23 protein-coding genes are annotated in these 24,837 nt (G+C 45.1%); 18 read left to right on the top strand and 5 right to left on the bottom strand.

Annotated elements, in window-relative coordinates; all coding sequences use genetic code 11:
• Positions 1-160: 160 nt before the first annotated feature.
• Genes xdhC through xdhA form a run of 3 tightly spaced genes read right to left on the bottom strand, consistent with a single transcriptional unit; the run spans position 161 to position 4,861 of the window.
• A complete protein-coding gene (gene xdhC / locus JSY38_RS16865) occupies positions 161-1,027 on the bottom strand; it encodes a xanthine dehydrogenase accessory protein XdhC (RefSeq protein WP_205114298.1) in 867 nt (288 codons plus the stop codon).
• A complete protein-coding gene (gene xdhB, locus JSY38_RS16860; RefSeq protein WP_205114296.1) occupies positions 1,024-3,369 on the bottom strand; it encodes a xanthine dehydrogenase molybdopterin binding subunit in 2,346 nt (781 codons plus the stop codon). Before xdhB ends, xdhC begins: the two co-directional genes overlap by 4 nt.
• Positions 3,362-4,861, bottom strand: a complete 1,500-nt coding sequence (gene xdhA / locus JSY38_RS16855; RefSeq protein ID WP_205114294.1) for a xanthine dehydrogenase small subunit — start codon at positions 4,859-4,861, stop codon at positions 3,362-3,364. The genes xdhB and xdhA overlap by 8 nt, the downstream gene beginning before the upstream one ends.
• Positions 4,862-5,101: 240 nt before the next feature.
• Here xdhA and JSY38_RS16850 point away from each other — a divergent pair, with 240 nt between their 5' ends.
• From JSY38_RS16850 to JSY38_RS16825, 6 genes are all read left to right on the top strand, one after another.
• Positions 5,102-5,410 carry a cupin domain-containing protein gene (locus JSY38_RS16850; RefSeq protein WP_239544023.1) on the top strand — a complete coding sequence of 103 codons (309 nt, stop codon included), beginning with the start codon at positions 5,102-5,104 and terminating at the stop codon, positions 5,408-5,410.
• 349 nt (positions 5,411-5,759) lie between these two features.
• The gene (locus JSY38_RS16845; protein ID WP_205114292.1) at positions 5,760-6,755 is read left to right on the top strand and encodes an ABC transporter substrate-binding protein; all 996 of its coding nucleotides are present in this window, start codon (positions 5,760-5,762) and stop codon (positions 6,753-6,755) included.
• 4 nt (positions 6,756-6,759) lie between these two features.
• A complete protein-coding gene (locus JSY38_RS16840) occupies positions 6,760-7,563 on the top strand; it encodes an ABC transporter ATP-binding protein (RefSeq protein ID WP_114411168.1) in 804 nt (267 codons plus the stop codon).
• Positions 7,541-8,332: an ABC transporter permease gene (locus JSY38_RS16835; RefSeq protein ID WP_114411169.1), complete on the top strand. Its 792-nt coding sequence runs from the start codon at positions 7,541-7,543 to the stop codon at positions 8,330-8,332. The genes JSY38_RS16840 and JSY38_RS16835 overlap by 23 nt, the downstream gene beginning before the upstream one ends.
• 53 nt (positions 8,333-8,385) lie before the next feature.
• Positions 8,386-8,862, top strand: a complete 477-nt coding sequence (locus JSY38_RS16830) for a nucleoside deaminase (protein WP_205114290.1) — start codon at positions 8,386-8,388, stop codon at positions 8,860-8,862.
• A gap of 103 nt (positions 8,863-8,965) precedes the next feature.
• Complete coding sequence (locus tag JSY38_RS16825) at positions 8,966-9,952, top strand: isopenicillin N synthase family dioxygenase (protein ID WP_205114288.1); 987 nt, start codon at positions 8,966-8,968, stop codon at positions 9,950-9,952.
• An 89-nt stretch (positions 9,953-10,041) separates the two neighbouring features.
• On the opposite strand, the gene uraD is transcribed toward JSY38_RS16825, so the two are convergent.
• Positions 10,042-10,563 (bottom strand): 2-oxo-4-hydroxy-4-carboxy-5-ureidoimidazoline decarboxylase, encoded by a 522-nt coding sequence (gene uraD, locus JSY38_RS16820; protein ID WP_205114286.1) that lies wholly within the window; start codon positions 10,561-10,563, stop codon positions 10,042-10,044.
• A gap of 198 nt (positions 10,564-10,761) precedes the next feature.
• Between uraD and uraH the strand changes: the two genes are divergently transcribed.
• Both uraH and hpxO read left to right on the top strand, forming a co-directional pair.
• A complete protein-coding gene (uraH, locus tag JSY38_RS16815) occupies positions 10,762-11,127 on the top strand; it encodes a hydroxyisourate hydrolase (RefSeq protein ID WP_114411173.1) in 366 nt (121 codons plus the stop codon).
• A 293-nt stretch (positions 11,128-11,420) separates the two neighbouring features.
• A complete protein-coding gene (gene hpxO / locus JSY38_RS16810) occupies positions 11,421-12,599 on the top strand; it encodes an FAD-dependent urate hydroxylase HpxO (RefSeq protein ID WP_205114284.1) in 1,179 nt (392 codons plus the stop codon).
• A 43-nt stretch (positions 12,600-12,642) separates the two neighbouring features.
• Here hpxO and JSY38_RS16805 read toward each other — a convergent pair whose 3' ends face one another.
• Positions 12,643-13,359: a FadR/GntR family transcriptional regulator gene (locus tag JSY38_RS16805; RefSeq protein WP_239544021.1), complete on the bottom strand. Its 717-nt coding sequence runs from the start codon at positions 13,357-13,359 to the stop codon at positions 12,643-12,645.
• Positions 13,360-13,609: 250 nt separating this feature from the next.
• On the opposite strand from JSY38_RS16805, the gene JSY38_RS16800 reads away from it, so the two are divergent.
• From JSY38_RS16800 to JSY38_RS16755, 10 genes are all read left to right on the top strand, one after another.
• On the top strand, positions 13,610-14,743 hold the full coding sequence (locus JSY38_RS16800; protein ID WP_205114283.1) for a mandelate racemase/muconate lactonizing enzyme family protein: 1,134 nt from the start codon (positions 13,610-13,612) through the stop codon (positions 14,741-14,743).
• Between the two features lie 60 nt (positions 14,744-14,803).
• The gene (locus tag JSY38_RS16795) at positions 14,804-15,799 is read left to right on the top strand and encodes a TRAP transporter substrate-binding protein (protein ID WP_205114281.1); all 996 of its coding nucleotides are present in this window, start codon (positions 14,804-14,806) and stop codon (positions 15,797-15,799) included.
• A gap of 86 nt (positions 15,800-15,885) precedes the next feature.
• Entirely contained in the window at positions 15,886-16,401 is a 516-nt protein-coding gene (locus JSY38_RS16790) for a TRAP transporter small permease (RefSeq protein WP_114411177.1), read from the top strand.
• The gene (locus JSY38_RS16785) at positions 16,401-17,681 is read left to right on the top strand and encodes a TRAP transporter large permease subunit (RefSeq protein WP_114411178.1); all 1,281 of its coding nucleotides are present in this window, start codon (positions 16,401-16,403) and stop codon (positions 17,679-17,681) included. Before JSY38_RS16790 ends, JSY38_RS16785 begins: the two co-directional genes overlap by 1 nt.
• Positions 17,682-17,808: 127 nt before the next feature.
• Positions 17,809-18,729 (top strand): ArsR/SmtB family transcription factor, encoded by a 921-nt coding sequence (locus JSY38_RS16780; protein ID WP_114411179.1) that lies wholly within the window; start codon positions 17,809-17,811, stop codon positions 18,727-18,729.
• Between the two features lie 301 nt (positions 18,730-19,030).
• The gene (arfA, locus tag JSY38_RS16775) at positions 19,031-20,539 is read left to right on the top strand and encodes an arabinosylfuranosidase ArfA (RefSeq protein WP_205114279.1); all 1,509 of its coding nucleotides are present in this window, start codon (positions 19,031-19,033) and stop codon (positions 20,537-20,539) included.
• 43 nt (positions 20,540-20,582) lie between these two features.
• Complete coding sequence (locus JSY38_RS16770) at positions 20,583-21,683, top strand: ABC transporter ATP-binding protein (protein ID WP_205114277.1); 1,101 nt, start codon at positions 20,583-20,585, stop codon at positions 21,681-21,683.
• 1 nt (position 21,684) lies between these two features.
• On the top strand, positions 21,685-22,566 hold the full coding sequence (locus JSY38_RS16765; protein WP_114411182.1) for a carbohydrate ABC transporter permease: 882 nt from the start codon (positions 21,685-21,687) through the stop codon (positions 22,564-22,566).
• Entirely contained in the window at positions 22,563-23,408 is an 846-nt protein-coding gene (locus JSY38_RS16760; RefSeq protein WP_114411183.1) for a carbohydrate ABC transporter permease, read from the top strand. The genes JSY38_RS16765 and JSY38_RS16760 overlap by 4 nt, the downstream gene beginning before the upstream one ends.
• A 77-nt stretch (positions 23,409-23,485) precedes the next feature.
• Positions 23,486-24,796, top strand: a complete 1,311-nt coding sequence (locus JSY38_RS16755) for an extracellular solute-binding protein (RefSeq protein WP_205114275.1) — start codon at positions 23,486-23,488, stop codon at positions 24,794-24,796.
• The last annotated feature ends 41 nt before the right edge of the window (positions 24,797-24,837 follow it).

The following is a 24,837-nucleotide window of genomic DNA, read 5'->3' as shown; positions in this document are numbered from 1 at the left end:
TTCGACCCTTTTTTAAGACAATGGATCCCCGCCTTCGCAGGGATGACGTTAATAGTCGCCTAGGACTGTATGATTTTCTAGGGGCAAGACTAACACCAAGAGCGAGGTCAAACGACAGTGTCGAGCGGTGGTGTTTGCCTTGCTCCTGCTACCAAACGACCTAGATGTGAGCCTTCTCTTCACTTAGGACGTTGTTGATTTCTTTCCAAGTCAGTCCGCTGCCCTTTTTCGTTTCTGCTTTGGTTTGGGTGATTTGGATGATTTGCCCAGAGATGGAGATGGCGATTTCGAAGGGCTTTTTGCCTGCGATTTCGTTTAGTCCCACTGGGCAATGCACGGAGTCGATTTCCGCTTGGCTAAAGGAAGCGCTGACGAGGCGTTTTTTGAAGCGCAGGGCTTTGGTTTTCGAGCCGATTAAGCCGATGAATCGGCAGTCTTTTCGATCTAACAAGGCTTCCACTAGCTGATAATCTAACGCGTGGTCGTGAGTCATGACTAAAGCGATTTCGTTATGGCTCATGTGGTCGATGTGTTCCAACATGGATTCATACAGATACGGTGTAACGTTGCTAGGTAAGCCTTTGATGTTGTGCTCTTGAGCTAGGTTCTCACGGCTGTCGACCCATGAGATTTTCGCCTGCATGTTGCCCAATACATTGACCAAGGTGGTTGCGACGTGCCCCATTCCAAAGATGGTGATTTTGTTGGCGGGCTCTGGGAAATATTCCAGCAGCACGCTAACCGTACCGCCGCAACATTGGTTGGTTTTGGCGGCGAGCGGAAAGTTTTCCAGCACATGAGAAGGCGATGCCGCATCTTGCAACATGGCTCGGGCTTTTTGGCAGACAGCGTATTCCAGCTGTCCGCCGCCGATGGTGTCGAAGCTATGTTCCTCGGTAATGATCATCTTGCTGGATGATTCCCGCGGCGCAGAACCTTGGGTGCCGATCACGGTGGCGATCACCCAAGCTCGCCCTGCTTTCTCTACTTCCTGTAACGCCTGAACCCAGCTCATAGAAGACATCATAGGCTGGCTTCCCCATCTGTTTTGTGATTTTGCGCCGCTTGCATCGCATAAAATACTGCTTCTGGTGTGGCTGGCACAGCCAGTGGTGGCGAGATTTTGTGATCAGCCACAGCAGCGCAGGCGTCTTTTAATGCGCACCAAACGGAAATCCCCAGCATGAGTGGCGGTTCGCCCACAGCTTTAGAACGATAGACAGATTCTTCACTGTTAGGACGATCGAACAATTCAACATTGAATTTTTCTGGAATATCCGCCGAGGTTGGAATCTTGTAATTCGCCGGGCTGTTGGTGGTGATACGGCCTTTGTCATCCCAGCTTAATTCTTCTGAGGTGAGCCAGCCCATGCCTTGTACAAACGCGCCTTCGATCTGGCCGATGTCGATGTCAGCGTTTATCGAATCACCCACGTCGTGCAGGATATCCACCTGAGTGACTTTGTACTCGCCAGTGAAAGTATCAACGATTACTTCAGACACGGCCGCGCCATTGGCAAAGTACAAGAAAGGTCGGCCTTTGGCGGCTTTGCGGTCATAGCCGATTTTGGGGGTTTTATAAAACCCTGTCGACGACAAAGACACGCGGTTCATGTAGGCCAGTTTGATGAATTCAGGAAAGCCCATAGTTTCGCTGCCAAGAATGACTTGATCGTCTTCAATAGCAAAGGCATCGGCGGCGATGCCGAAGTGTTCCATAGCGAATTCTTGCAAGCGGCTTTTGATCGTCAGTGCGGCGTCTAGCGCTGCCATACCGTTCAAATCCGTTCCTGCTGATGCTGCAGTTGGTGATGCGTTTGGCACTTTATCCGTACGAGTAGAGCCAACGTTGACGCGTTGGTAATCAATGCCAAAGGCTTTGGCGACAATCTGCGCTACCTTGGTATAAAGCCCCTGCCCCATTTCCGTTCCGCCGTGGCTCACATGCACACTGCCGTCCGTGTAGATATGCAGTAAGGCACCACCTTGGTTTAAGTGTTTCGAGGTAAAGGAAATACCGAACTTAACAGGCGTGAGCGCGAGCCCTTTTTTGAGGAAAGGATTCTGCTTATTGAAGGCCTTAATCGATTCACGGCGAGCTCGATAATCTGAGCTGGTTTCCAATTCTTCAATCAATGTCAGCAACACATCGTCATCGACTTTTTGCCCATATGGCGTGGTGTCTTTATTCGCTTGATAACAGTTCAGCTTGCGAATATCTAACGCATCTTTGCCCACAGCGCAGGCAATTTCTTCAATGACGTTTTCGGCTAAGATCACGCCTTTTGGCCCACCAAAACCACGAAACGCGGTATTGGAAACTGTGTGGGTTTTCCCACGATACCCACTGATGCGAGCATTCGGTAGAAAGTAAGCATTGTCCGCATGGAACATGGCGCGATCGACAACGCCGTCTGACAAATCGGCGGTACAGCCACATTTGCCGACCATGTCGTATTCTGCCGCGATAATTTCACCCGCATCAGAAAAGCCCACTTGGTAGCTGTTCCAGAAGTCGTGACGTTTACCCGTTTGCACCATGTCATCTTGACGAGGCATGCGATATTTCACCGGACAACGATTTCGTACTGCAAGCACAGCCGCCATACAGCCCAGCACCGCCGCTTGCGATTCTTTGCCGCCAAAGCCACCGCCCATGCGTCGTACTTCAACAAGAACTTGTGCTACAGGTAAACCCAGCACACGAGCCACCAGCTTTTGCACTTCAGCAGGATGCTGAGAGGATGCAAATACTTGTACGCCACCGTCTTCATTTGGGGTTGCCACACTGATCTGCCCTTCCAAATAGAAGTGCTCTTGGCCCTTGATGTACAAATCGGATTTGAGTTTATTCGGCGCGGTTTCTAATGCGCCTTTGGCATCACCACAACTGATAGTGTGAGTCGGTAAAACGAACTCTTGACGCTCTAACGATTGGCGAGGATGCAAGGTCGCTTCTCGCGGTTTGTACTCTATCTCAGCCAAAGCAACGGCTTGTTTCGCCGCACGTAAGCTGGTCGCCGCGACGGCAAAAATTGATTGCCCTATGAAGTGAACAAAATCGCCAGCCAACAATAAGTCACCGCTCAATACAGGCGATACGTCGACTTCACCGGGAATATCAGCTTGCACGATCACATCAACCACGCCTGGGTAAGCACGAACTTTGTCCAAATTGATCGACACAATATCGGCATGGGCTTCGGTCGATAATCCCGTTGCTACATGCAGTTCATTCGGCCATTCTGGCATATCGTCAATATAAACCGCTTGACCTGTTACGTGCTTAATAGCCGATTCATGAACAGGCAGAAGTCCCTTTTTAAAGGCTTTTGTGTCGAGGTTAAAGTCTTGTGGAAGTTTACGCATGAGTGCTGCCCTCCAAACCGGTCGATAAAATGGAATCGCTGACAGCGTGACCTGAAAAAGTCACCACGTCGGTGCCGTTTAGTTCCAGCCATGCTTTGCGAATCAGGTTACAGGCCATGTCTAAGCGATATTTCGCGCTGGCTCGCATGTCGCTCATGGGTGTTAACTCAGCGCGCAATGCGTCGATGGCTTGGTTTAGGGCTTGCTCGTCGTTAATGGCTTTGTCAGTCAGCGCAGCTTCTGCTTTAAAACCACGAATCGGTGTGGCGGCCATGCCACCAAATGCCAAGCGCACATCGCTTAGTTTGCCATTATCCACGTCGAATCGAACTGCCAACATGACACTGGAAATATCGTCTTCCATGCGTTTTGACACTTTATAAAAACGATGGAACTGCGCCAGTTTATCGAGCGGCAAATCAAAGGATGCGATCATTTCATCCTTCGCTAATTGGGTTTGTTTGTAGCCTTGGTAGAAATCATTAATGTTTACCGTTCTGGTACTGCCGTCTGTTTTTAACAATTGAATATCGGCATCAAATGCCAATAACAAGGGCGGTAAATCGGCAATAGGTGAGGCGTTCGCGACGTTGCCGCCAATCGTGCCGCGGTTACGAATTTGTCGAGAAGCAATTCGGCTCAGCAAGCCATGGATCTGCGGATAGAGTATCTTACTAAAATCTTCCAATTCACTGTAAGTCACCGATGCGCCTATGGTTAAAGTGATGGCACCAATGTCCAGCGCTTTAAGTTCAACCACGCTAGATACGTCAATTAAGGTATCAAAATCACGATAGCGCTGAGTGTTTTCTAGCATTAAATCTGTGCCACCGGCGATCAAGCTCGCGTCTGGGTATGAAGTTAACGCCTGAGCAAGTTGCTCTAAATTGGTAGGTTGCAGATAATTGCTTTTGGCATTCGTCTCGGCTTGCAGGTTTTCAAGTAGACTTTTAATGCCTTCGTTTTTACTCATCAGCTCAATAAAAGGTGTCTCTTTTGCTTCTTGAACCTTGATCATAGATAAGCCAGCATCGATGATTGGGCGATAGCCAGTGCAACGACACAGGTTACCAGAGATGGCATCGCAAACTGCTTCACGGTCAATCGGCTGGTCAGCGTTCTGTTTATTTTCGTATAACCCTGCCAAAGACAACACAAAACCCGGTGTACAAAAGCCACACTGTGAACCATGAGATTCCACCATGGCTTGTTGAGCAGGATGCAACTCATCCACCTTGGACAAATATTCAACAGAGACAACATGCTTGCCCGACAAGGATTGCACTGGCGTAATACATGAATTGAGCGTTGAATAAGTCAACTCGCCGTTTTCTAACGCACCAACAAGAAGCGTGCATGCACCACAATCTCCTGATGCGCAGCCCTCCTTCGTTCCGGTTAATCCACGCTTTTCTCTTAGATAGCGCAAAGCAGTAAAGTCGCTAGGGAGCGTGTTATCGTCGATGAGCTCATCGTTTAGTATAAATTGCAAAGCGCTCTCCTTATTTAAAATGATGTTAGTAATGATAGCTTAAATGCAAAAACCTGACCAACCGTACAAACTTTTAATTTGAAGACTATTATGATCTCTTGAACAATTGATATTACAAGGCACAGAATAAATGTGTTTGACCTAAAGAGAAATTAGATACAAAAAACAAAAGTTGCTCTAGAAAAACATACAAATGAGTTTTATTATCATTTATAGATTCATCGTAAGGATATGAAAGTAATGAGTATGGATAAAATTAGTATCAATGAGCAATTCTCTCTTCTTAAAGAAGAATGGGCACCAAAAATCATTGCCAGGTCTAATGATCAATCGGTACGCATCCTAAAAGGGACAGGAGAGTTAGGCTGGCACAAACATGAAGACGAAGAGAAAATAATCATGGTATTCAAAGGCCAACTGACATTAAAGCTCAAAGAATCCAACGACATCACCCTTGAGACAGGCGAAATGTATGTCATGCCAAAAGGCGTCGATCACTGCCCTATCGCACAAGCTGACACGCACTTCATGATGATAGAACCGTCTTAGTGAGCACTCCGAAGTAAACATCAAACATAAGTCCAGAACGACAAAGATACAGTACCTCCAAAAATTTAGGTCTGAAATATGACCTAAATTTTGTCTACAAAATAAAAAAAAGAGCCTCAGGCTATCGCCTATCAAGTCTGTTGATATCGCACCATTTTGTTTCATTTTTTCTTTTCGAATCCTTTCCTGTCTTATCACCAAAAGTCTTCCACTTTACTTTTTAATATTAAATTCAATCACTTAAAAAATTAAATACGTCCTCTCCACAAACATGGAACAAATGTTGCTATATACATTTAATATGAAACAAGCGGGTCTTTATCCCCTATTAATTGTATGGAGTATGCTTATGAAAACGGCAAAGAAAACAGCAATTCGAATGACTCTTTTAGCCAGTCTCATCTCAACCACCTCTGCCATGGCAGCAGATCAGGTAACGTTTCAATTAGACTGGTTACCAGGTGGTGATAAAGCGCCCGTTTATGTAGGCATCCAACAAGGTTTCTTTGCTGACGAAGATTTGGAAGTTAAGATCGCCAGTGGTCGTGGTTCCACAGATGCATTAACTAAGATGGCCACTGGCCAATCGGATATTGGCAGTTCTGATATTGGCGCTCTGATGGCAGCTAAGGCGCAGGATAATGTGCCTGTTGTAGCGGTTTATCCTTACTTCACGCAAGCACCACACGCCTTTTTCGTATTGAAAAGCAGCGGCATTAAATCGATCAAAGATTTGAAAGGAAAAAAAGTCGCTACCTCTCCTTTCACTTCATCCAATGCTTTCTTGCCATTGGTATTAAAACAAAATGGTTTGAGTGAAGACGACATTAAATTAGTGAAATCTGACCCAGGTGCCCTAGCACCAATGATGATCACGGGCAGCACGGATGCCATTATAGCTTGGGTCACCAACACCGCACTTTATGAGTCGCAAGCAAAAGGGGCTGGCAAAGAGCTGATTGAAATGCCTTGGTCAAATTCTGGTTTGTCACTTTATAGTTCCTCTGTCTTAGCATCTGAAAAATTCTTAGAAGAACGCCCAGATGTTGCAAAACGCTTCATCAAAGCTTTCGCGAAATCCATTGAGTTTACTTATGCCAACCCAGATCAAGCGGGTGCTGACTTACACAAAATGGTACCAGAAGTAGACGCCAACATTGTCTCCGCACAAATCAAGAGCATTTATAACTTGGTGTACAACGACGTAACAACACAAGACGGCTTCGGTAACTTCACCGACGCGCGTATTCAAAAAACATGGGAATACGTAGCGCAAGCCAATGGTGTATCTGTGGATGCAATAGACCCAAAAACCGCAGTGAACAACAGCTTTAAGCCGGAGTAAGGGTATGGAAGATAAAAATACGACGGATGGCAACAAATCCGCCTACGTTAGCATGAAAAAAGTGGGTCATAAATTTGACCCACGCCCAGATGCTCCCATGGTTGTGCAAGACATTGACCTCGACATCCACCGCCACGAATTCGTTGCAGTGGTTGGGCCTTCTGGTTGTGGTAAATCCACCCTATTGCGCATGGTGGCAGGCTTGTTGATCCCTTCTCATGGTGAAGTATCTGTCTTTAACCGCCCCGTCACTGAACCGCGTGATGATGTGGGCATCGTGTTTCAAAAAGCCAATTTATTGCCATGGCTAACGGTACGTAAAAATGTGCTGTTTCCACTGAAACACAAATACGGCCGCTATTCCCCTAGTGATGAAAAGCGCGCTAACGAGTTACTGGAAATGGCAGGCTTGACCCAATTTGCTGACAAGATGCCGGACGAATTATCAGGCGGCATGCAACAACGTGTTGGCATTGTGCGAGCACTTTTGCTCAACCCAGACATTCTTTTGATGGATGAACCCTTCTCGGCATTGGATGCGTTAACGCGTGAGCAAATCGGTTTCGACCTGCTCGATATCTGGAAGAAGAATCCAAAGACCGTGCTGTTTATTACTCACTCTATTAGTGAAGCTGTGTTGTTATCGGATCGTATTCTCGTCATGAGCAAACGCCCTGGGTCGGTGCTGGATTTGATCGAGGTGGACTTACCTCGCCCCCGTTCTTCACAAACCATTAACTCCCCTCGTTTTGCAGAGCTAACCGATATAATCAGAGGCTATATTTATGAACCAAACGTACCAGCCTAAAACCTGGCTCGGCCAACAAGCCAACCGCTTTGCACCGGGCTTATTCTTTATCGGCCTAGTGCTGTTATGGGAATTAATCTGTCGCTTTGGTAATGTACCAAATTACATTCTGCCCTCTCCAGCCGCGATATTCATGGCGTTTTTTGATGTGGAGTTTTCCCGCTGGCTTACGCACCTTTGGGCCACGTTACGAGTTGCACTAATGGGCTTTGGTCTGTCTATTCTCATTGCGATTCCATTGTCGATTGGCATGATGCGTTCCGAGTTGATGAACCGCGTGCTGTATCCAGCTTTGATCGTGATTCAATCTACGCCTGTAGTCGCTGTTGCGCCTTTGATCATCGTATTACTTGGTACAGACGATCCATCTCGCGTGCTGATCACTTGCTTAATCACCTTCTTCCCTCTGGTGGTATCCACCACAACGGGCATGTTGGAAACACCACCAGAAATGATCGAACTCAGCCAATCTTTGCGTGCTCCACGATATCGTGAAACTTGGCAGATCCGAATTCCTTATGCGATTCCACACATTTTTAGTGGCCTTCGTGTCTCTATCACCTTGGCGATTATCGGCGCTGTGGTAGCAGAGTTCGTCGCGGCAGAAGAAGGCTTGGGTTATTTCATTCAGTTTTCCACCTCGTTCTTTAAAATTCCACAAGCTTTTGCTGGGCTAATCTTCTTGTCGGTTATCAGTTTGTTGCTGTTTAAATCGATCCAGTGGATTCAGGCGTGGTTTTTCCCGTGGAGCCTTCCTAAGAAGAAATAACTTACGATTATTGTGCTCATGACATCGTAAAAATCTTAATAACAGAGACAGATATGACATTAAATACAAAAGACACAGACTTTCTACGTCAAAGCTTCGCACTTGCGGATGAAGCCAAACAACAAGGCATCCACCCGTTTGCGGCGATATTGGTCGACGATGAAGACAATGTGCTAATGAGCCAAGTAAATGGCTACTTGCCTGATTTCGATATGACGGGACACGCCGAGCGCAAATTAATGACGCGCGCTAGCAAGGCGTATCGCCCTGACTTTTTAGCGAAATGCACCATGTACGTTTCCGCCGAGCCTTGCGCCATGTGTGCAGGTTCTGCCTATTGGGCAGGATTAGGACGCCTTGTGTATGGATTAAGCGAAGACAGCTTGAAACAGATCACCGGGAATCACCCAGAAAACCCAACCTTGGCTTTGCCTTGTCGCACTGTGTTTGAATCAGGACAACGAAAAGTGGAAGTCATTGGGCCTTGTCTTGAAGAAGAGGCAGCAAAATTGCATGAAGGTGTTTGGTAATACTAATTAAGCAATAGAAAACAATCGGAGTAGAAGCAGTCAGATGTATTTCTTTTGAAGTGCATCAGGTCATTGCTCCATTTTCCACTAGGAGGAGACCATAATGACTGATTCATATTCATTGGAAGAGCTACAACGTGAAACCACGTTTGGTGGTGCAGGCGAAGACACCAACGACCGAGAAATTCGCATTATCGATATGAGCGATTTTGAAAATCGCCGAGAAGAAATCACCGAGCAGCTTTGGCTAGCTGCCACCGAGATTGGCTTTTTCCAATTAAGTAACCACGGTATTGATCCTGAAGAAATAAAAGCGGCCTTTAAAGAGTCCGAGCGTTTCTTTAGCCTTCCAGAAAGTATTAAAAGCAAATACCCAAGGCCCAAAAGCGTCAATGCGGGCTGGGAAAGTCGCAGCCAAATCCGCCCTTCTACTGGCACCAAGGATCAAAAAGAGTCTTATCAGATTACCCAATATCACATGGATAATTTATGGCCAACTGAAGAAGAGCTACCAGACTTTCAGGCCAATACCTTGCGTTTTGAAAAACAATGTTGGGAAGTCGGCATGAAGGTATTGTCTTGCTTTGCCGACAAGCTCGGCTTTGATCGAGACTTCTTTAGCAAAGCCCATGACCCACGTCAGCCAGACTACCAAAGCACTTTGCGCTTGTTGCATTATTACGCCACCGAAGGCGTCACCGAGCAAGGCAATATGTGGCGGGCGGGCGCTCATACGGATTTCGATTGTTTGACTTTATTGTTCCAACACGAAGGCCACGGCGGCTTACAAGTTTGCCCCGGTGCCGAAGCAGATACTCAGCGCTGGACCAGCATTCCGCCCCTTGGCGGCGTGATCACCTGCAACATCGGCGATATGCTCATGCGCTGGAGCGATGACCAGTTGAAATCCAACTTACACAGAGTTCGCCAGCCACGAATCGATGAATACTGTGGCAGCCGTCATTCCATTGCCTTCTTTTGCCAAGCGAATAAAACGCAGATCATCCAAGGTCCGGCTAAACGTTATCAACCTATCAGCGCTGCAGATTTTTTGACGCAACGTATTCAAGCTAACTTTGTAGATAAATAAGCCTACAACTTTCACTTCCCTACTTATAAAAACCGCCATCGACATTTATACATCGATGGCGGTTTTTATATGAATCGGTAGGCGCAATTTCACAAATCCGCCAATCTAAACCCAGCAATTTTATGCACTTCGCTCATGGCGCGGTCAAATTCGGTTTGCCAGTCATTGGGCATTCTGGCTTTAAAGCCTGACAGTATCTGATCCTTGGTCGCGCCCTTCACGGCCATGATGAAGGGAAAGCCAAACTTCTCTCGATAGGTATCGTTCAGCTGTAGAAAATGCGCTAACTCTTCTTCTGAACATTGATCAAGCCCTGCTCCTGACTGTTCAGACGTTGAAGCATGAGTAAGCTCGCCAGCTAAAGCTGCTTTGCCAGCTAAATCTGGGTGAGCACGCAGGAGTATGAGTTTTTGTTCGTCTGTACTTTGTTCTACGATGTCTGCCATAGTGGCTTTTATTTTATCGATACTGTCAAAATGCTCACTTGGATGCGCCATTTTTTGGCGCCATAGTTCTTCTGCTACCCAGGTGGAATGTTCATAAATACTACTAAATAAAGCGATAAAATCCGCCTCTTCCATTTCACTGATTACAGCTAACGGGTCGTGCATAATAGGACTCCAATCTCTGACGGCTTATACAAAAAAAGATTTCTAAACGAATCTCGATAAATAATAAAAACGCTTACTACAGGAACACATGGCACAAATATTGATCTCTATGAAACAATATTTTCAGCACCATTTCACTTATAAAGACACTTACTTGCAAAAAGCAGGCTAGTTTTCAAATTAGATTGAGGTAAAACAATGGGATACTTAACCACTCACATTTTAGACACAACAAAAGGCATCGCAGCCGCTGGCGTTAAAATTGACCTTTACCAGCATACTAATAACGGTCAACGACAGCTGATCAATAGCACGATATCCAACAATGATGGTCGCTGTGATCAGCCCTTATTACAAGCGGATAGCTTCTCTGCAGGCATATATGAGCTGGAGTTCGCCATTGATGAGTACTTTGCTGACTGCTCTAATGAAGACACTCTAAAAGAGGGTCCAAGCTTCTTAAATACAGTAATTATTCGTTTCGGCATCAGTGATGAAAACGCTCATTATCATGTTCCACTACTTGTCTCGCCTTATTCTTACAGTACTTACCGTGGCAGCTAGCCTTAGTTCATTAGGCTTCCAGTTAAGGCTAAACGAGCCAGAATAGAGCAAATGCATATAAAACCGCACCAAGATAAGTCACTTCCTGCCCTATCGGTCAAAGAAGAAAACCAGCCTATTTCTTCTTTGACTTAGCACCACAGATCACGCACCCCTCTAAAACAAAGGTTTCACACAAATAAATATAGGTCCATTTGTTTCATGGCATATTTATTGCCATTTACTCCTTTAACAAGACATTAAAAATTCGCTAAGACAACACGAAAACAAGCGAAAGATTAAAGGGGAATGGTATGAAAGCACTTATTATTGGCGGCGGTATTGGCGGCATGTCTGCAGCAGCTGCGTTAAAGCAACAAGGCATCGAGTGTGAAATTTTTGAAGCTGTGAAAGAAATCAAGCCTGTTGGAGCAGCGCTTTCTATTTGGTCTAACGGCGTGAAATGCATGAACCATCTAGGTATGGGCAGCATTATGGACGAACTGGGCGGACCAATGCACAACATGGCTTACCACGATGGCTTAACTGGAAGTGTAATGACCCAATTTAGTCTTTCACCATTGGTTGATGCGGTTGGGGAACGCCCTTGCCCAGTATCACGTGCCGACTTACAAAGCCAAATGATCGATTGGTGGGGCCGTGATAAGGTTCAATTTGGCAAGCGTATTGAAAAAGTCGAACAGAGTGACACTGGCGTCACCGCGTATTTTACCGATGGTACCAGCGCTGTGGGTGACTTTATGATTGCTGCTGACGGCACGCACTCTGTCGTTCGCGCTGATGTCATTGGCTATCAAACCGAACGCCGCTATGCCGATTACGTGAATTGGAATGGTTTGGTTGAAATTGATGAAAGTATTGCCCCTGCTGATCAGTGGACGACCTTTGTCGGGGAAGGCAAACGCGTTTCTATCATGCCGATTGCCGATGATCGTTTTTACTTCTTCTTTGATGTGCCATTACCAAAAGGTTTAGCAGAAGACAGGAGTACTGTCATTGCTGATCTAACGGGTTACTTTGCTGGCTGGGCTGATCCCGTTCAAAAATTGATTGCAGCCATTAATCCTGAAACCACCAATCGTATCGAAATTCATGACATCGAACCATTCGACACCTTGGTAAAAGGCAATATCGCCCTACTCGGCGATGCGGCTCACAGCACAACACCAGACATTGGCCAAGGCGGTTGCTCGGCGCTGGAAGATGCAGTCGTGCTTGGTCAGTGTTTCGCGGATCAATTCAAAGAGAAAGGCAAAACGGTTTCTGGTGTGCTAGCGGCTTTGAAGCAATACGAAGAAGAACGCCGTTTTCGCGTGAAGGATCTTGTATTAAAAGCTCGCAAACGTTGCGATGTTACTCATGGTAAAGACATGCAAGAAACCCAAGCTTGGTATGATGAACTAAGACAAGAAACGGGTGAAAACATTATCGCAGGTTTGCGTACGACTATTATTGGCGGGCCATTGGCGTAATGCTAATAAGGCACTAGTAAAGTGATTCCCCCCTACTGGGGAATCACTGTCTTGCCAGTTTCAAAAAGCGCTCTCGACTGTTTGTTAGGTGCAAACGCATTGCAGCCCGCGCAGCATAGGAATCCCCTCGCTCTATCGCGGTATATACTTCTTCGTGTTCATGATTCACATGAGACACATCAATACGCTTACGTGGTACTAAACTGTTTTCCATGTGCTGCATGATATCAACAAAGTAATGATTGCCTGCTGATTTGGCGATTAATAAATGGAAGTTAAAATCCGCTGACCCAGCATCTGATACATGCCCATTTCTATCTATGGCTCGCAAGGCATCCAACGCTTTGCGAATTTCCACCAGCTGTTCATCGGTGCGTCGTAACGCAGCCAAACCGGCTATTTCCACTTCCAATCCAATGCGTAACTCCAAAATCTCTACAGCATCGTTGACATAATCAAACGACAGATCCATTGGCCCTTGCCCTTTATTATTTAAAACAAAGGTACCTATACCGTGTTTGGTTTCAACATTTCCTGATGCTTGAAGGCGCTGCAGTGCTTCTCGAACAACCGTTCGGCTAACACCATGCTCTTGCATGATATCAGCCTCTTTAGGCAACTTATCACCAGGAACTAAAACCTTACTTTCAATTTTCTGCAGTATTTCTTGAACCAGTTTTTGCGCCAAATTACGTTGTGGCTTTTGTTCGCGATGGGGCTCATCAACAGAAATCGTGGTCAATAATGAATTATCTTTCACTTTCAGTTATTCCTAACAACCAAAAAGTCATCATACAACATATAAAAGAAATACGGAAAACTAAAAAATAACAAGACGTTAACTATCAAGTAACCACAAAAACATACGATTATAACGTGATAATAACCCGAAAAAGTGATGTCAAACCCCATAAAAAAATAGTCATCGTACCTCTTGACCAATAACGAACAAGTTGTATGATGTACTACATCAAAATAATTACATCAGATCTAAAGAGATTTTCTTAGTCATGAAAATTACAAAAATAACAATTAGGCGCATTGCTATTCCATTTACGGCCGGCATACGAGACATCGCTCCCGTAAAAGAGGAAGACAAATTCAACGGCGCCTCTCCTAACATTAACAAGATGGAATCACTTCTTATTGAAGTAGAAACCGATACGGGTCTAACTGGCTGGGGCGAAGCGTTCGGACACGCCTCAAACGTCGTTACCTATGCGGCTTTAGAACACCTTGTTGCGCCCATGTTTATTGGCAAAAGCATCGCAGATTACGAACAACACCTCTACGCAGCTAAGCGCGCTCTGCACAGTTTCGGCAGTTCTGGCCCAATGCTTTACGCCCTATCCGCTATCGACATTGCAGTTTGGGACCTTAAAGCACAACAAGCCAAGCAACCTTTGTATCAATTTCTCGGTGGCAAGAGCGGCAAAATCAGCCTTTACGCTAGCCTGGTAAGTTATGGCAACAAACCAGATAAAGTCCGTGAAAACGTCTTACGAACTGCCAATGCTGGCTTCAAAAAAATCAAACTCCACGAAACAACTTATGAAGCCATTGCCACTGCTCGCGGGGCTTTGCCTAATGACGTGGAACTTATGGTTGACGTTAATTGCCCGTGGAGCCTCACTGAAGCTACCGTCAAGGTTACCGAGTTGAAATCGCTTAACTTAAGCTGGGTAGAAGAACCTGTTTGGCCACCAGAAGATGCTGCGCAACTTGCCACTATTAGAAACATTGGCGTGCCGATCTCTGCGGGTGAAAACGCCTCTGGCCCAGAAGGGTTTGAGCAACTTTTTAAAGCAGGTGCCATTGATATCGCTCAACCTAGCGTCAGCAAAATAGGTGGTATTACAGGCATGTACGATGTCTGCAAACGTGCCAAACATCACAATATCAAAGTCGTCCCTCACTGTTTCTACTATGGTGCCGGTATGATAGCGACTGCCCATTTCATCGCTGCAACCATGCCTGAAACATCATTAGAAATTCCCTTTATTGAGTTGGCTGATTCCCTTCATCCACTTAATGAATGCCCTGCAACATTCGATCTTGGAAACACTTTTGGGTTAGGTTTCTCACCAAAGCCAGAAACCCTTGAAAAGTACACTATAGCAAGCTGCTTAATTAGCGATAAATAGCACAATATTTCTTAGCACAATAAAAATAATCTACGCTTAAAGCGTATTTAGGAGAAGACTATGTTCACAAGAAAAACCCTTGCGGCCCTCACTATCACATCTGCTCTTGCTGTCACGCCAGCAGCTTTTGCAGCAAAAATGATTACGGTTGCTAACTTTTTTCCTGATACTCACCCAAACAGTATCGCCCTAAAAGACACCTTCAAAAAAGATGTCGAAAGCATTAGTAATGGCGAACTAAAAGTTAAAGTATTTAGCAATGGTGTATTGGGCGCAGAAGAAAAGCTTTATAACTCTGTTCGAGGCGGCACTATTAGTATGGCTATCCTCGGTACTATTATGGATAAAGAAGTAGAAAACGTTGGTATTATCCAACTGCCCTTCTTATTCAAAAATTACGAACATGCTCAAACTGTATTAAACAGCGATATCGGTCAGAAATTAGTGAATGATATGGACACCAATACAGGCATGCATTTCCTTGCCTATGGTGTACAAGGTTTCCGCGTGGTTGCCAGTAATCGTGAGATCTCCTCCATGGAGGACTTCAAAGGACTTCGTCTGCGCTTTCCTGGCATCACCAGCATGCTTGAAATCGGCAACAACCTAGGGGCAAATATCACACCTTTGCCTATTTCAGAAGTATTTAGTGCATTAGAGCAAGGTGTTGTGGATGGCGTAGAAAATCCATACCCAAATATTGTCGCGTCTAAGTGGTATGAAATTGTGAAATACATCACAGAAACGAATCACGTTTTCACGCCAAACTTGTACTTAATGAACAACAAAACCTGGAACGGCTTATCCAAGGAACAACAAAAAGCCGTCTCTACTGCGGCACAAAATGCAGCGAAGCAAGAGTGGAGTTTGTTGATCAAGCAAGAAGCACAAAACAAAGCGAAGCTTGAGCAAGATGGCGTGAAGATCACAGTTCCAAACCAAGACTTCCATACGGCATTAATACAAGCAGAACAGTCTGCTTATGAAAGCTTCTATAAATCACACCCAGAAGCTCGCGATATTGTTCAAGAAATCATTGCACTAGGCGAAAAGTAAGTTTGATAAAGGCGTCTGTATATTCCATATAGACGCCCTTTTTAATATTAAACCTTAATACTGTTTGACCAATTAAGAGCTTCACCATGATGAAAAAGCTATCTCGCTCTGTAGACTTACTTCTGGGAATCGGCATGGCAGGTTGTCTAGCCGCAATGTCTTGCCTTGTTTTCTCGAATGTCGTTCTTCGCTATTTATTCGATTCTGGTATCACATGGTCGGAAGAAATGTCGCGCTACCTGTTTGTTTTTATGATTTTTCTCGGCACCACTCGAGCTATGAAGCTCAATCAACATTTGAACGTCGACATTTTCATAAAGCTTATACCGTTCAAATGGTTAAGAGTCGCACTGCAACTTATCTCTGCTGCCTTAATGATATACGCCCTCTGGTTACTCATCGATGGTAGCTGGCAGCTAGCTAAAATCAATATTAATACCCTCGGACCCGCCACAAATATGCCTTTGTGGTTGCTCTATGCAGGCGCCATGATTATGGGTGCTTGCATGTGCTTGTTTATTCTATTTGGCATTAGACGCTTATTCGAAAACGAACAGCAACAAGACGCTCTCAATAAAAACCATCAAGAAGGAGAAGCATAATGGAGCTGGTCATTTTTGCTGGCGCGTTATTTGGCGCCATTATTATCGGTATGCCTATCGCCTTCGCGCTCATTATGACAGGCATGGCGCTGATGTTTTACATGGACATGTTTAACAGCCAGTTGATTGCAGAAAACCTAGTCAGCGGTAGCAATAATTTCTCTTTGATGGCCATTCCCTTCTTCATATTGGCAGGGGAATTAATGAATGCAGGCGGAATTACCCGTCGAATCATTGATTTAGGCATGACCATGCTTGGTCATAAAAAAGGCGGCATGGGTTATGTCACCATTGTGGCGGCTATACTTTTTGCGTCGTTATCAGGTTCCGCCGTTGCTGATACCGTAGCACTTGGTGCCATATTGATTCCGCTCATGGTAAAAGCGGGTTATGACCATAACCGCTCTTGTGGCCTTATTGCTTCTAGCGGCATTATTGCCCCAATTTTACCGCCGAGTATTCCGTTAATTCTATTCGGTGTCACAAGTGGCGTTTCTATCTCACAGCTTTTTATTGCGGGTTTAGCGCCAGGCCTGATGATGGGCGTTTTGCTTATTTTTGTGTGGTGGTACGTAACCCGCAAAGAAGATATCGAATTACTAGAAAAAGCCAGCCTTAACGAGCGACTACATGCTCTAAAAAATGCATTATGGGCACTCATTTTACCCGTCATTATTGTTGTCGGTTTGCGTTTTGGCGTATTTACCCCAACAGAAGCAGGTGCTGTGGCAGCGTTTTATGCGCTTTTTATCGGAATATTCGTGTATCGCGAGCTCACGCCTAAGCGTCTTTATAGTGTATTGGTGAATTGTGCCACATTAACAAGCATTATTATGTTCTTGGTGGCGGCCTCTTCTATTGCCGCTTGGATGATCACCATGGCCGATATTCCTGGCGCCGTGTCCGAATTATTACAACGCTGGAAAGACGATCCAACCACTCTAATGATCATTATCAACATCTTGGTATTAATCATCGGTATGGCGATGGATCTTGCGCCAGTTATCTTAATTTTGACTCCGGTTCTCATGCCGGTTGTTACAGCGGCGGGTATTGATCCTGTCTATTTTGGCATCGTCTTTGTGCTGAACCTGAGTATTGGCTTACTGACACCACCAGTGGGGACGGTATTAGCGGCCATATCAAGCGTCGGCAACACCAGCATGGGAGCGGTTACTAAAGGTATTGCACCTTTCTTATTAGCTCAACTAGCCTTACTTATTGCGTTAATTTTGTTCCCTTCACTGGTCTTGGTACCTTTCCATGCCCTGTATAATTAGCCAATAACGTCTGCTTTTTCAGAAAAAGATGTGGCTTTCTCACAAAGTGAACTAAGTGAGGAAGCCATTTAAAACTTGATAAGAATCACAATACTCGATATAAAGGCATCTTGAAGTGGAGATGATGATGAGTAAAAAGTTCTTATTGCTAACACCTGAAGACGGGGCTGATGTCCTAAAAAGCCTAGCGGCTCCAGCGCGTTTGGCAATTTTGTCCTTGTTACATGAAAAAGGGCCAATGAATGTTAATGATATTGCCGATCTACTCGAACTACCGCAATCATCTACTTCTAGTCATATCAACTCCCTCGAAACAGTGGGCTTAATCACTACAGAAAGCCAAAAAGGCCGTAAAGGCAGCCAAAAAATCTGCCGTGCGACACACGAAGAAATCGTCCTATCTTTCAGCAACACCAAGCAAAATCAAAATAATGTCATTGAAGTATCCATGCCTGTTGGCCTGTATTCTGAATTTGATGTGATGGCGCCTTGTGGCTTGTGCTCTGAGTCTGGCATCGTTGGATTTTTAGATAGCCCTGATACTTACCTTTCCCCAGACCGTATGCGAGCCAGCCTGTTATGGTTCACCAAAGGCTACGTGGAATATCAATTTCCCAACAATGCCCGCATTGCAGGCCAGACAGTCAAAGAGCTAGAGCTGGTAATGGAGCTTTCTTCTGAAGTCCCTGGCACCTCTGAAAACTGGCCTTCGGACATCCATATTTCCATCAATGGCAAAACCGCTGCTATCTGGACTGCGCCTGGCGATTATGGCGATCACCAAGGCAAATACACGCCCGACTGGTGGAAACTCGCGGGCAGTCAATATGGGCATTTAAAAAGCTTCCGTGTCACCAATAACGGTACTTTTGTGGATGGCATGCGCGTCTCAGACGTCTCTTTGAAAGACCTAGCACTTGAAGAGCACCGATCCATTCGGGTACGAATTTCAGTACCAGACAATGCTGAACACCCTGGCGGCATCAATATTTTTGGCAAACAATTTGGCAATTACAACCAAGACATTATATTACGCCTTCAATCTTAACCTCATATACAGCATCTTATTTTCTGACCTGGGGACTTAACAAGCCCTCCCCTAACCAGCAAAACTAAAAAAATATAAGTTTCAACACGTTAGGAAATAACTAAATACTTACCTCTTTCTTTTTTCGCTATAAATCTCACTTCGCCATACCATTTTTGGTATTTAACTGCACGAAAAATAAACGTCTTATTGATTGACCTCAGATCAAATATGCCTTTAATATCGATTTATCGGATAATAAACAAAAAATCAGATACTTAAAAATACCTTAAATAAGTACAAAAATAAGAAAGGAGTAAGCATGCGCGCTAACGTGACTGCACACAAAGATTATGTGATTGCTAAAATAGACCCACGCCTTTACGGCTCTTTTATAGAACATTTAGGTCGCGCTGTTTACAGCGGCATTTACGAGCCAGGACATGCAACCGCAGATGAGCATGGTTTTCGCCAAGATGTTATCGAACTGATTAAAGACATCGATGTTCCTGTTACCCGCTATCCTGGTGGCAACTTTGTTTCTGCCTACAACTGGGAAGACGGCATTGGGCCAAAAGAAGACCGCCCGACTCGCCTAGACCTTGCCTGGCATACCTCAGAAAGCAACGAAATAGGTATTCACGAGTTTGCCGAATGGGCAGAACAAGCTGGCACAGAAATGATGCTGGCAGTGAACCTTGGCTCACGAGGACTTGATGAAGCCCGCGCTTTTCTAGAATACGTTAATCATCCTGGTGGCTCTTACTGGTCTGACCTGCGTAAGAAAAACGGTCGCGAAGAACCTTGGGACGTGAAACTTTGGTGTCTTGGTAATGAAATGGATGGCCCTTGGCAGATCGGTCAAAAAACCGCTGCAGAATATGGTCGAGTCGCCTTTGAAACCGCTAAAGCCATGCGTGCCTTTGACAAGAATATCGAATTGGTTGTTTGTGGCTCTTCCTCTCCTAAAATGGCCACTTACCCAGAATGGGAAAGCACCGTTCTAGATTACACCTATGAAACCGTCGACTATATTTCATTGCATATGTATTTCGATGACCATGAGAAAAACACAGCCAACTATTTAGCCAAAGCCAGTCTACTGGATAACTACATAGACACTATTGCGGCAGTCATTAAAACCACCAAAGCGAAAAAACGCTCTAACCACGACGTATATATTTCTTTTGATGAATGGAACGTCTGGTATCACTCCAACGAACAAGACAAAAAAATCCTCGGCGGCAACGACGGCTGGCCGCATGCTCCTGCTTTGCTAGAAGACATTTACGACTTTGCTGATACACTGCAAGTTGGCTGTATTCTGAACAGTTTTATTCGTCACAGCGACGTGGTAAAAATTGGTTGTTTGGCACAATTAGTCAACGTTATTGCCCCTATCATGACAGTGAAAGGTGGCCCAGCTTGGCGTCAGTCTACTTACTATCCATATTTGTATGCTTCTCAATATGGACGCGGTACAGCGCTCAATCTAGCAGTGCAATGCGAAAGCTACAGTACAGACTTTGCTAAAGATGTACCTTATTTAGATGTCTCAGCCGTGGAATCTGATAAAGATGGCGGATTGACCTTCTTCATCGTTAACCGTCACCCAGATGAAAGCATTGAATTAGATCTATCTCTACAAGGCTTCACACACCAGAAAGTGATTATGGATAAAGTCATGTCAGGTCATGCACTTGACGCTAAGAATGGCCCAGATGCAGAACAAGTGGCACCAAAAGATGGCCAAGGCGCATCTGTTACGCAGCAAAAACTAACGGCAAGCATTGCTCCTATGAGCTATCGCATGATTCGACTTGGGGTATAACACCCCAAGTTTTTCCGTTTAAAATTTGCTGAGAGAGGAAACCATGTCTGCATCTATCTCTATAAAAAATATAACAAAGCGATATGACAGCGTTACCGTATTAGACGACATTAACCTACACATCGAAGACGGCGAGTTTGTTGTATTCCTTGGCCCTTCTGGCTGCGGTAAATCTACCCTATTACGCATGATTGCGGGGCTAGAATCCATCACCGATGGTGCGATTGAAATTGGCGAAAAACGCATCGACACGCTACCACCAGGTCAACGCGGTGTTGCTATGGTGTTTCAGTCCTATGCACTCTACCCACACATGACGACGCGTCAAAACATGGCGTTTGGTCTAGAAAATGTAAAAGTAGCCCAAGACGAAATTGATCGTCGCGTTAATGACGCAGCAAAAATTCTCGAAATCGATCACTTGCTAGACCGTAAACCCGGACGACTATCTGGTGGCCAGCGCCAACGTGTTGCAATCGGTCGCGCCATCGTCAAAGAGCCGAAAGCCTTCTTGTTTGATGAGCCCTTGTCTAATTTAGATGCTGCTCTTCGTGGTAGAACACGATTAGAGCTGGCGCAACTCCACCAGCGCCTTGGTTCAACCATGATCTTTGTAACCCACGATCAGGTAGAAGCCATGACGTTAGCCGACCGCATCGTCATCATGCACAACCAAAAAATAGAACAAATCGGCACACCTATGGAGATTTATCAATATCCTGTGAGCCGTTTTGTTGCTGAATTTGTTGGCTCTCCGCCAATGTCCATGTTGCCTATTAATCACATAGAAAAAACAACCGATGGCGTCACTGTTGAGGTCAGTGGAGCTGGAACCGTCGCCACAGCGATTACCCTGCCACCAGAGTTCAAAGCCAAAGATGCGGTGATAGGTATTAGAGCTGAAGACACTGAAGTGGTTTCTGAACAAGAAGATGGCCTAGATTTGACGATAAAAGTCGTCGAACGTCTTGGTGATCGCACACTTCTGTATGGCACATTAATTGATGGCACAGAGCTGATCGCGGAAGACTCAGGACGTTCAAAAGTAAAAGCCGGCGATATGGTGCGGGTGGCAATCTCACCTCATGCTGCGCATATTTTTGACGGTACTGGACTTGCTCACCACAGTCAGCTGGAGGTGTAAGATGGCAGAAAGTTATCGTCGTTCCCGTTGGTCGAATGGCTTATTTGTCGTTCCCTATCTCAGTGTCTTTTTGACCTTGCTGGTTTTCCCCCTTGGCTGGGGAATTTGGCTATCGCTGAATAAAGTCGATCTGTTTGGTGGTGAACGCTTCATTGGTTTAAAAAACTACGCACGGGTATTAAGCGATCCGATTTTTGGTCAAGCGGTCAAAAACACAGTCATTTTTGTTGGGGTGTCTGTTCCTACCTTAGTGATTTTAGGTTTGTTTCTCGCATTGGCCTTAAACAAAACCACCAAGGGCTCGTCTTTCTTACGCGGCGTATTTTTTGCGTCTTCCATCTTGTCTGTCACCATAGTGACGCTCATTTGGCGAATCGTTTTCATTCCTAATGACGGCTTAATGGCACTGATTTTTGAATATTTCGGTTGGCAGCCAATAGGTTTCCTATCAACCACTGGTTGGTCGTTATTTTCGGTTGGTGTCGCAACGGTTTGGTGGTGTATTGGTTTGCCGATGATGCTGTTCTTAGCAGCATTACAGCAGATACCGAAAGACCTTTATGAAGCCGCGGCTCTCGACAATGCTTCGCGCTGGCGAGTCCTCACGCGTATCACGCTGCCGTCAATTAAATCAACGATCATGTTGGTCGCTATTATCCAGGTAGTCATGCAATTCCAGTTATTTGGTCAGGCTCAACTGATGACCAACGGCGGCCCTGCGGGCTCGTCACGACCCATTGTCATGTACATATACGAAGTTGGCTTCTTACGCTGGGATATTGGTATGGGCGCGGCTGCGTCGCAAGTTCTGTTTTTAATCATTCTCTGTGCCGCCATGTTGCAGTATTGGGTCAGCACTCGTAAAGAGGAGACAGACGCATGAAAGCATTAAACTATTCACCAGAACATTTAACGTCGAACCGAAGATTGTTCTGGATAGCCGCTTTACTGGGCTTAATTATGATGGCGCCAGTGGCATGGATTATTGGTCTTTCTTTAAAGGATAACGCCGAATTACTGAAAGGCACTGAAGCCGTCTTTTCCTTTCCTTACACCATGGAAAACTATGCGAACATCTTAAAGTCATCCAGTGTTTTTGGTTGGTTTATGAATTCGATGATAGTAGCAGTCGGACAAACGTTTGGCGTCTTACTACTCTCTTCTCTCGCAGGTTATGCCTTTGCAAGACTGGAATTTCCATTTCGTAAAACAATATTCATTATTGTGTTGTTTGGCTTAGCCGTACCAGAGCAAGCCGTTATCATCGCTCGTCATCAGATGTTTAACTGGTTTGATCTACACAACACGCATATCGGTTTGATATTACCTAACTTGTCTTCGGCGTTTGGCGTTTTTCTAATGACGCAATTCTTTCGGGCTATTCCAAAAGAAATTGATGAAGCCGCCATGCTAGATAACACATCGACTTTCCGTATCTTCTGGAAAGTACTGCTACCGCTGACGTTACCTGCGCAAGCAACCTTGGGAATATTCACTTTCTTGCAAGCTTGGAACGATTATTGGTGGCCACTAATCTCAGCGACAAAGTCCGATATGTACACACTAACTATTGGTATTGCATCGTCACAAACAAACTTTGCGCAATCTGAAGGGCTGGGCTTTTTAGGTGCTCAGGCTATCTTTGCGTCATTACCTGTAGTGCTTGTCTATATCTTCTTTCAACGCCACATAGTCACTGCGGTATCAGGAGGAGCCGTAAAATAACGCGAATAAAATACTTGAGTAATAGAAATTGACACTGGGCTATACAACAACAATAAAAATGAACTAGGAGAAAAATAATGAAAAAGTTACTTCTCGGAACAACAGCAGTCGGCTTATTAGCTCTCGCGCCGTTGGCCAACGCCAACACCACGATTGAACTACAACGCTTCTTTGGTGCTTGTGAAGCCGAATACGGTAAGGTCACTGATGTGTCTTCCGCTGTGGGTGAATGTGGCATCATCACTGCGTTAGTTAATAAATTTGAAGCCGATAATCCAGATATCGACGTTAATGTCACAACGGTAGAGTGGCCTGGATACGACCAGCTGAATGCTCAACTAGCATCTCGATCAGAGCCTGATGTTGTTTCTATGCATTATTCAGCTATGTCCGACTATCAGTCTCGCGGCCTATTAGTACCGCTGGACAAACTACTAAAAGACCAGAATATCAAACCATCTGATTTTACCAACGCGGCCATCTCCAGTGTGACGAAAGAAGGCAAAGTCTATGCCTTACCATTTGATAACTGGACCATGTTATTTCATGTAAATAACAATATGATGAAGAAAGCAGACTTAATGAAATCCAATGGCAAACCTATCCTGCCAAGCAGCGCAGATGAATTATTTGCCCAAGGCAAACAATTTAAGGATGCAACTGGAAAGCCTTACCTAGTTCAAGTTACAGCAAATGAAACCGCTGTTTACGCCCGCATTTTCTACACCTTATTAATGCAGCAAGACAGCAAATTTTTCGCGGATCCAAGCCGCATTGATTTAAGTGGCAAAGAAGCAAAAGCAGCGCTTACCTTAATGAAAGACATCATGGATAAAGGCTTAAGTACGACTAATATGGATTATCCTGCTGCGGTTGCTGGCTTTTCAAATGGTGCAGGCGGCATTGCCGTGAACGGTACTTGGTTGATTGGCACTTACGATGCGCAATCAAAACAAGCCAACAACCCATTATCAGATGGTTATAGCGTTTTCCCTATTCCACAGTTTTTTAAACAAAAAGATGTTACTTATGCTGACGGCCATGGTTGGGTTGTACCTCGCGGTAATCGTGATGACGAAAAAATGGCAGCCATCGGAAAACTGTTTAAATTCCTCTACGACAACGACTATGAGTGGGCTCGCACAGGTCATTTACCAACAGTAAAAACAGTGATTGACAGCGATAAGTTTAAATCCTTACCGCATCGTAGTGATATCGCGAAGGTTGCAAAAACAGGGCAAGCGCTACCAGCTCAGGTTTTACGTCAATTTGCGATCCAAGACATTCTTGGTGAAGAATTAGGGTCAGCCATTAGTGGTAACAAATCAATGGACGATGCGCTGAAAACAGCGCAATATCGTATTAACGACTTGTTAGAAAATATCTAATTTATCTAATAGCGATCTATCTACACTTTCGGGAGCTTCGG

This window comes from Marinomonas foliarum (genome assembly GCF_016906065.1).
Taxonomy (GTDB): Bacteria; Pseudomonadota; Gammaproteobacteria; order Pseudomonadales; family Marinomonadaceae; genus Marinomonas; species Marinomonas foliarum.
The sequence above is the reverse complement of the archived record's forward strand: the minus strand, read 5'-3'. Positions and strand labels throughout refer to the sequence as shown.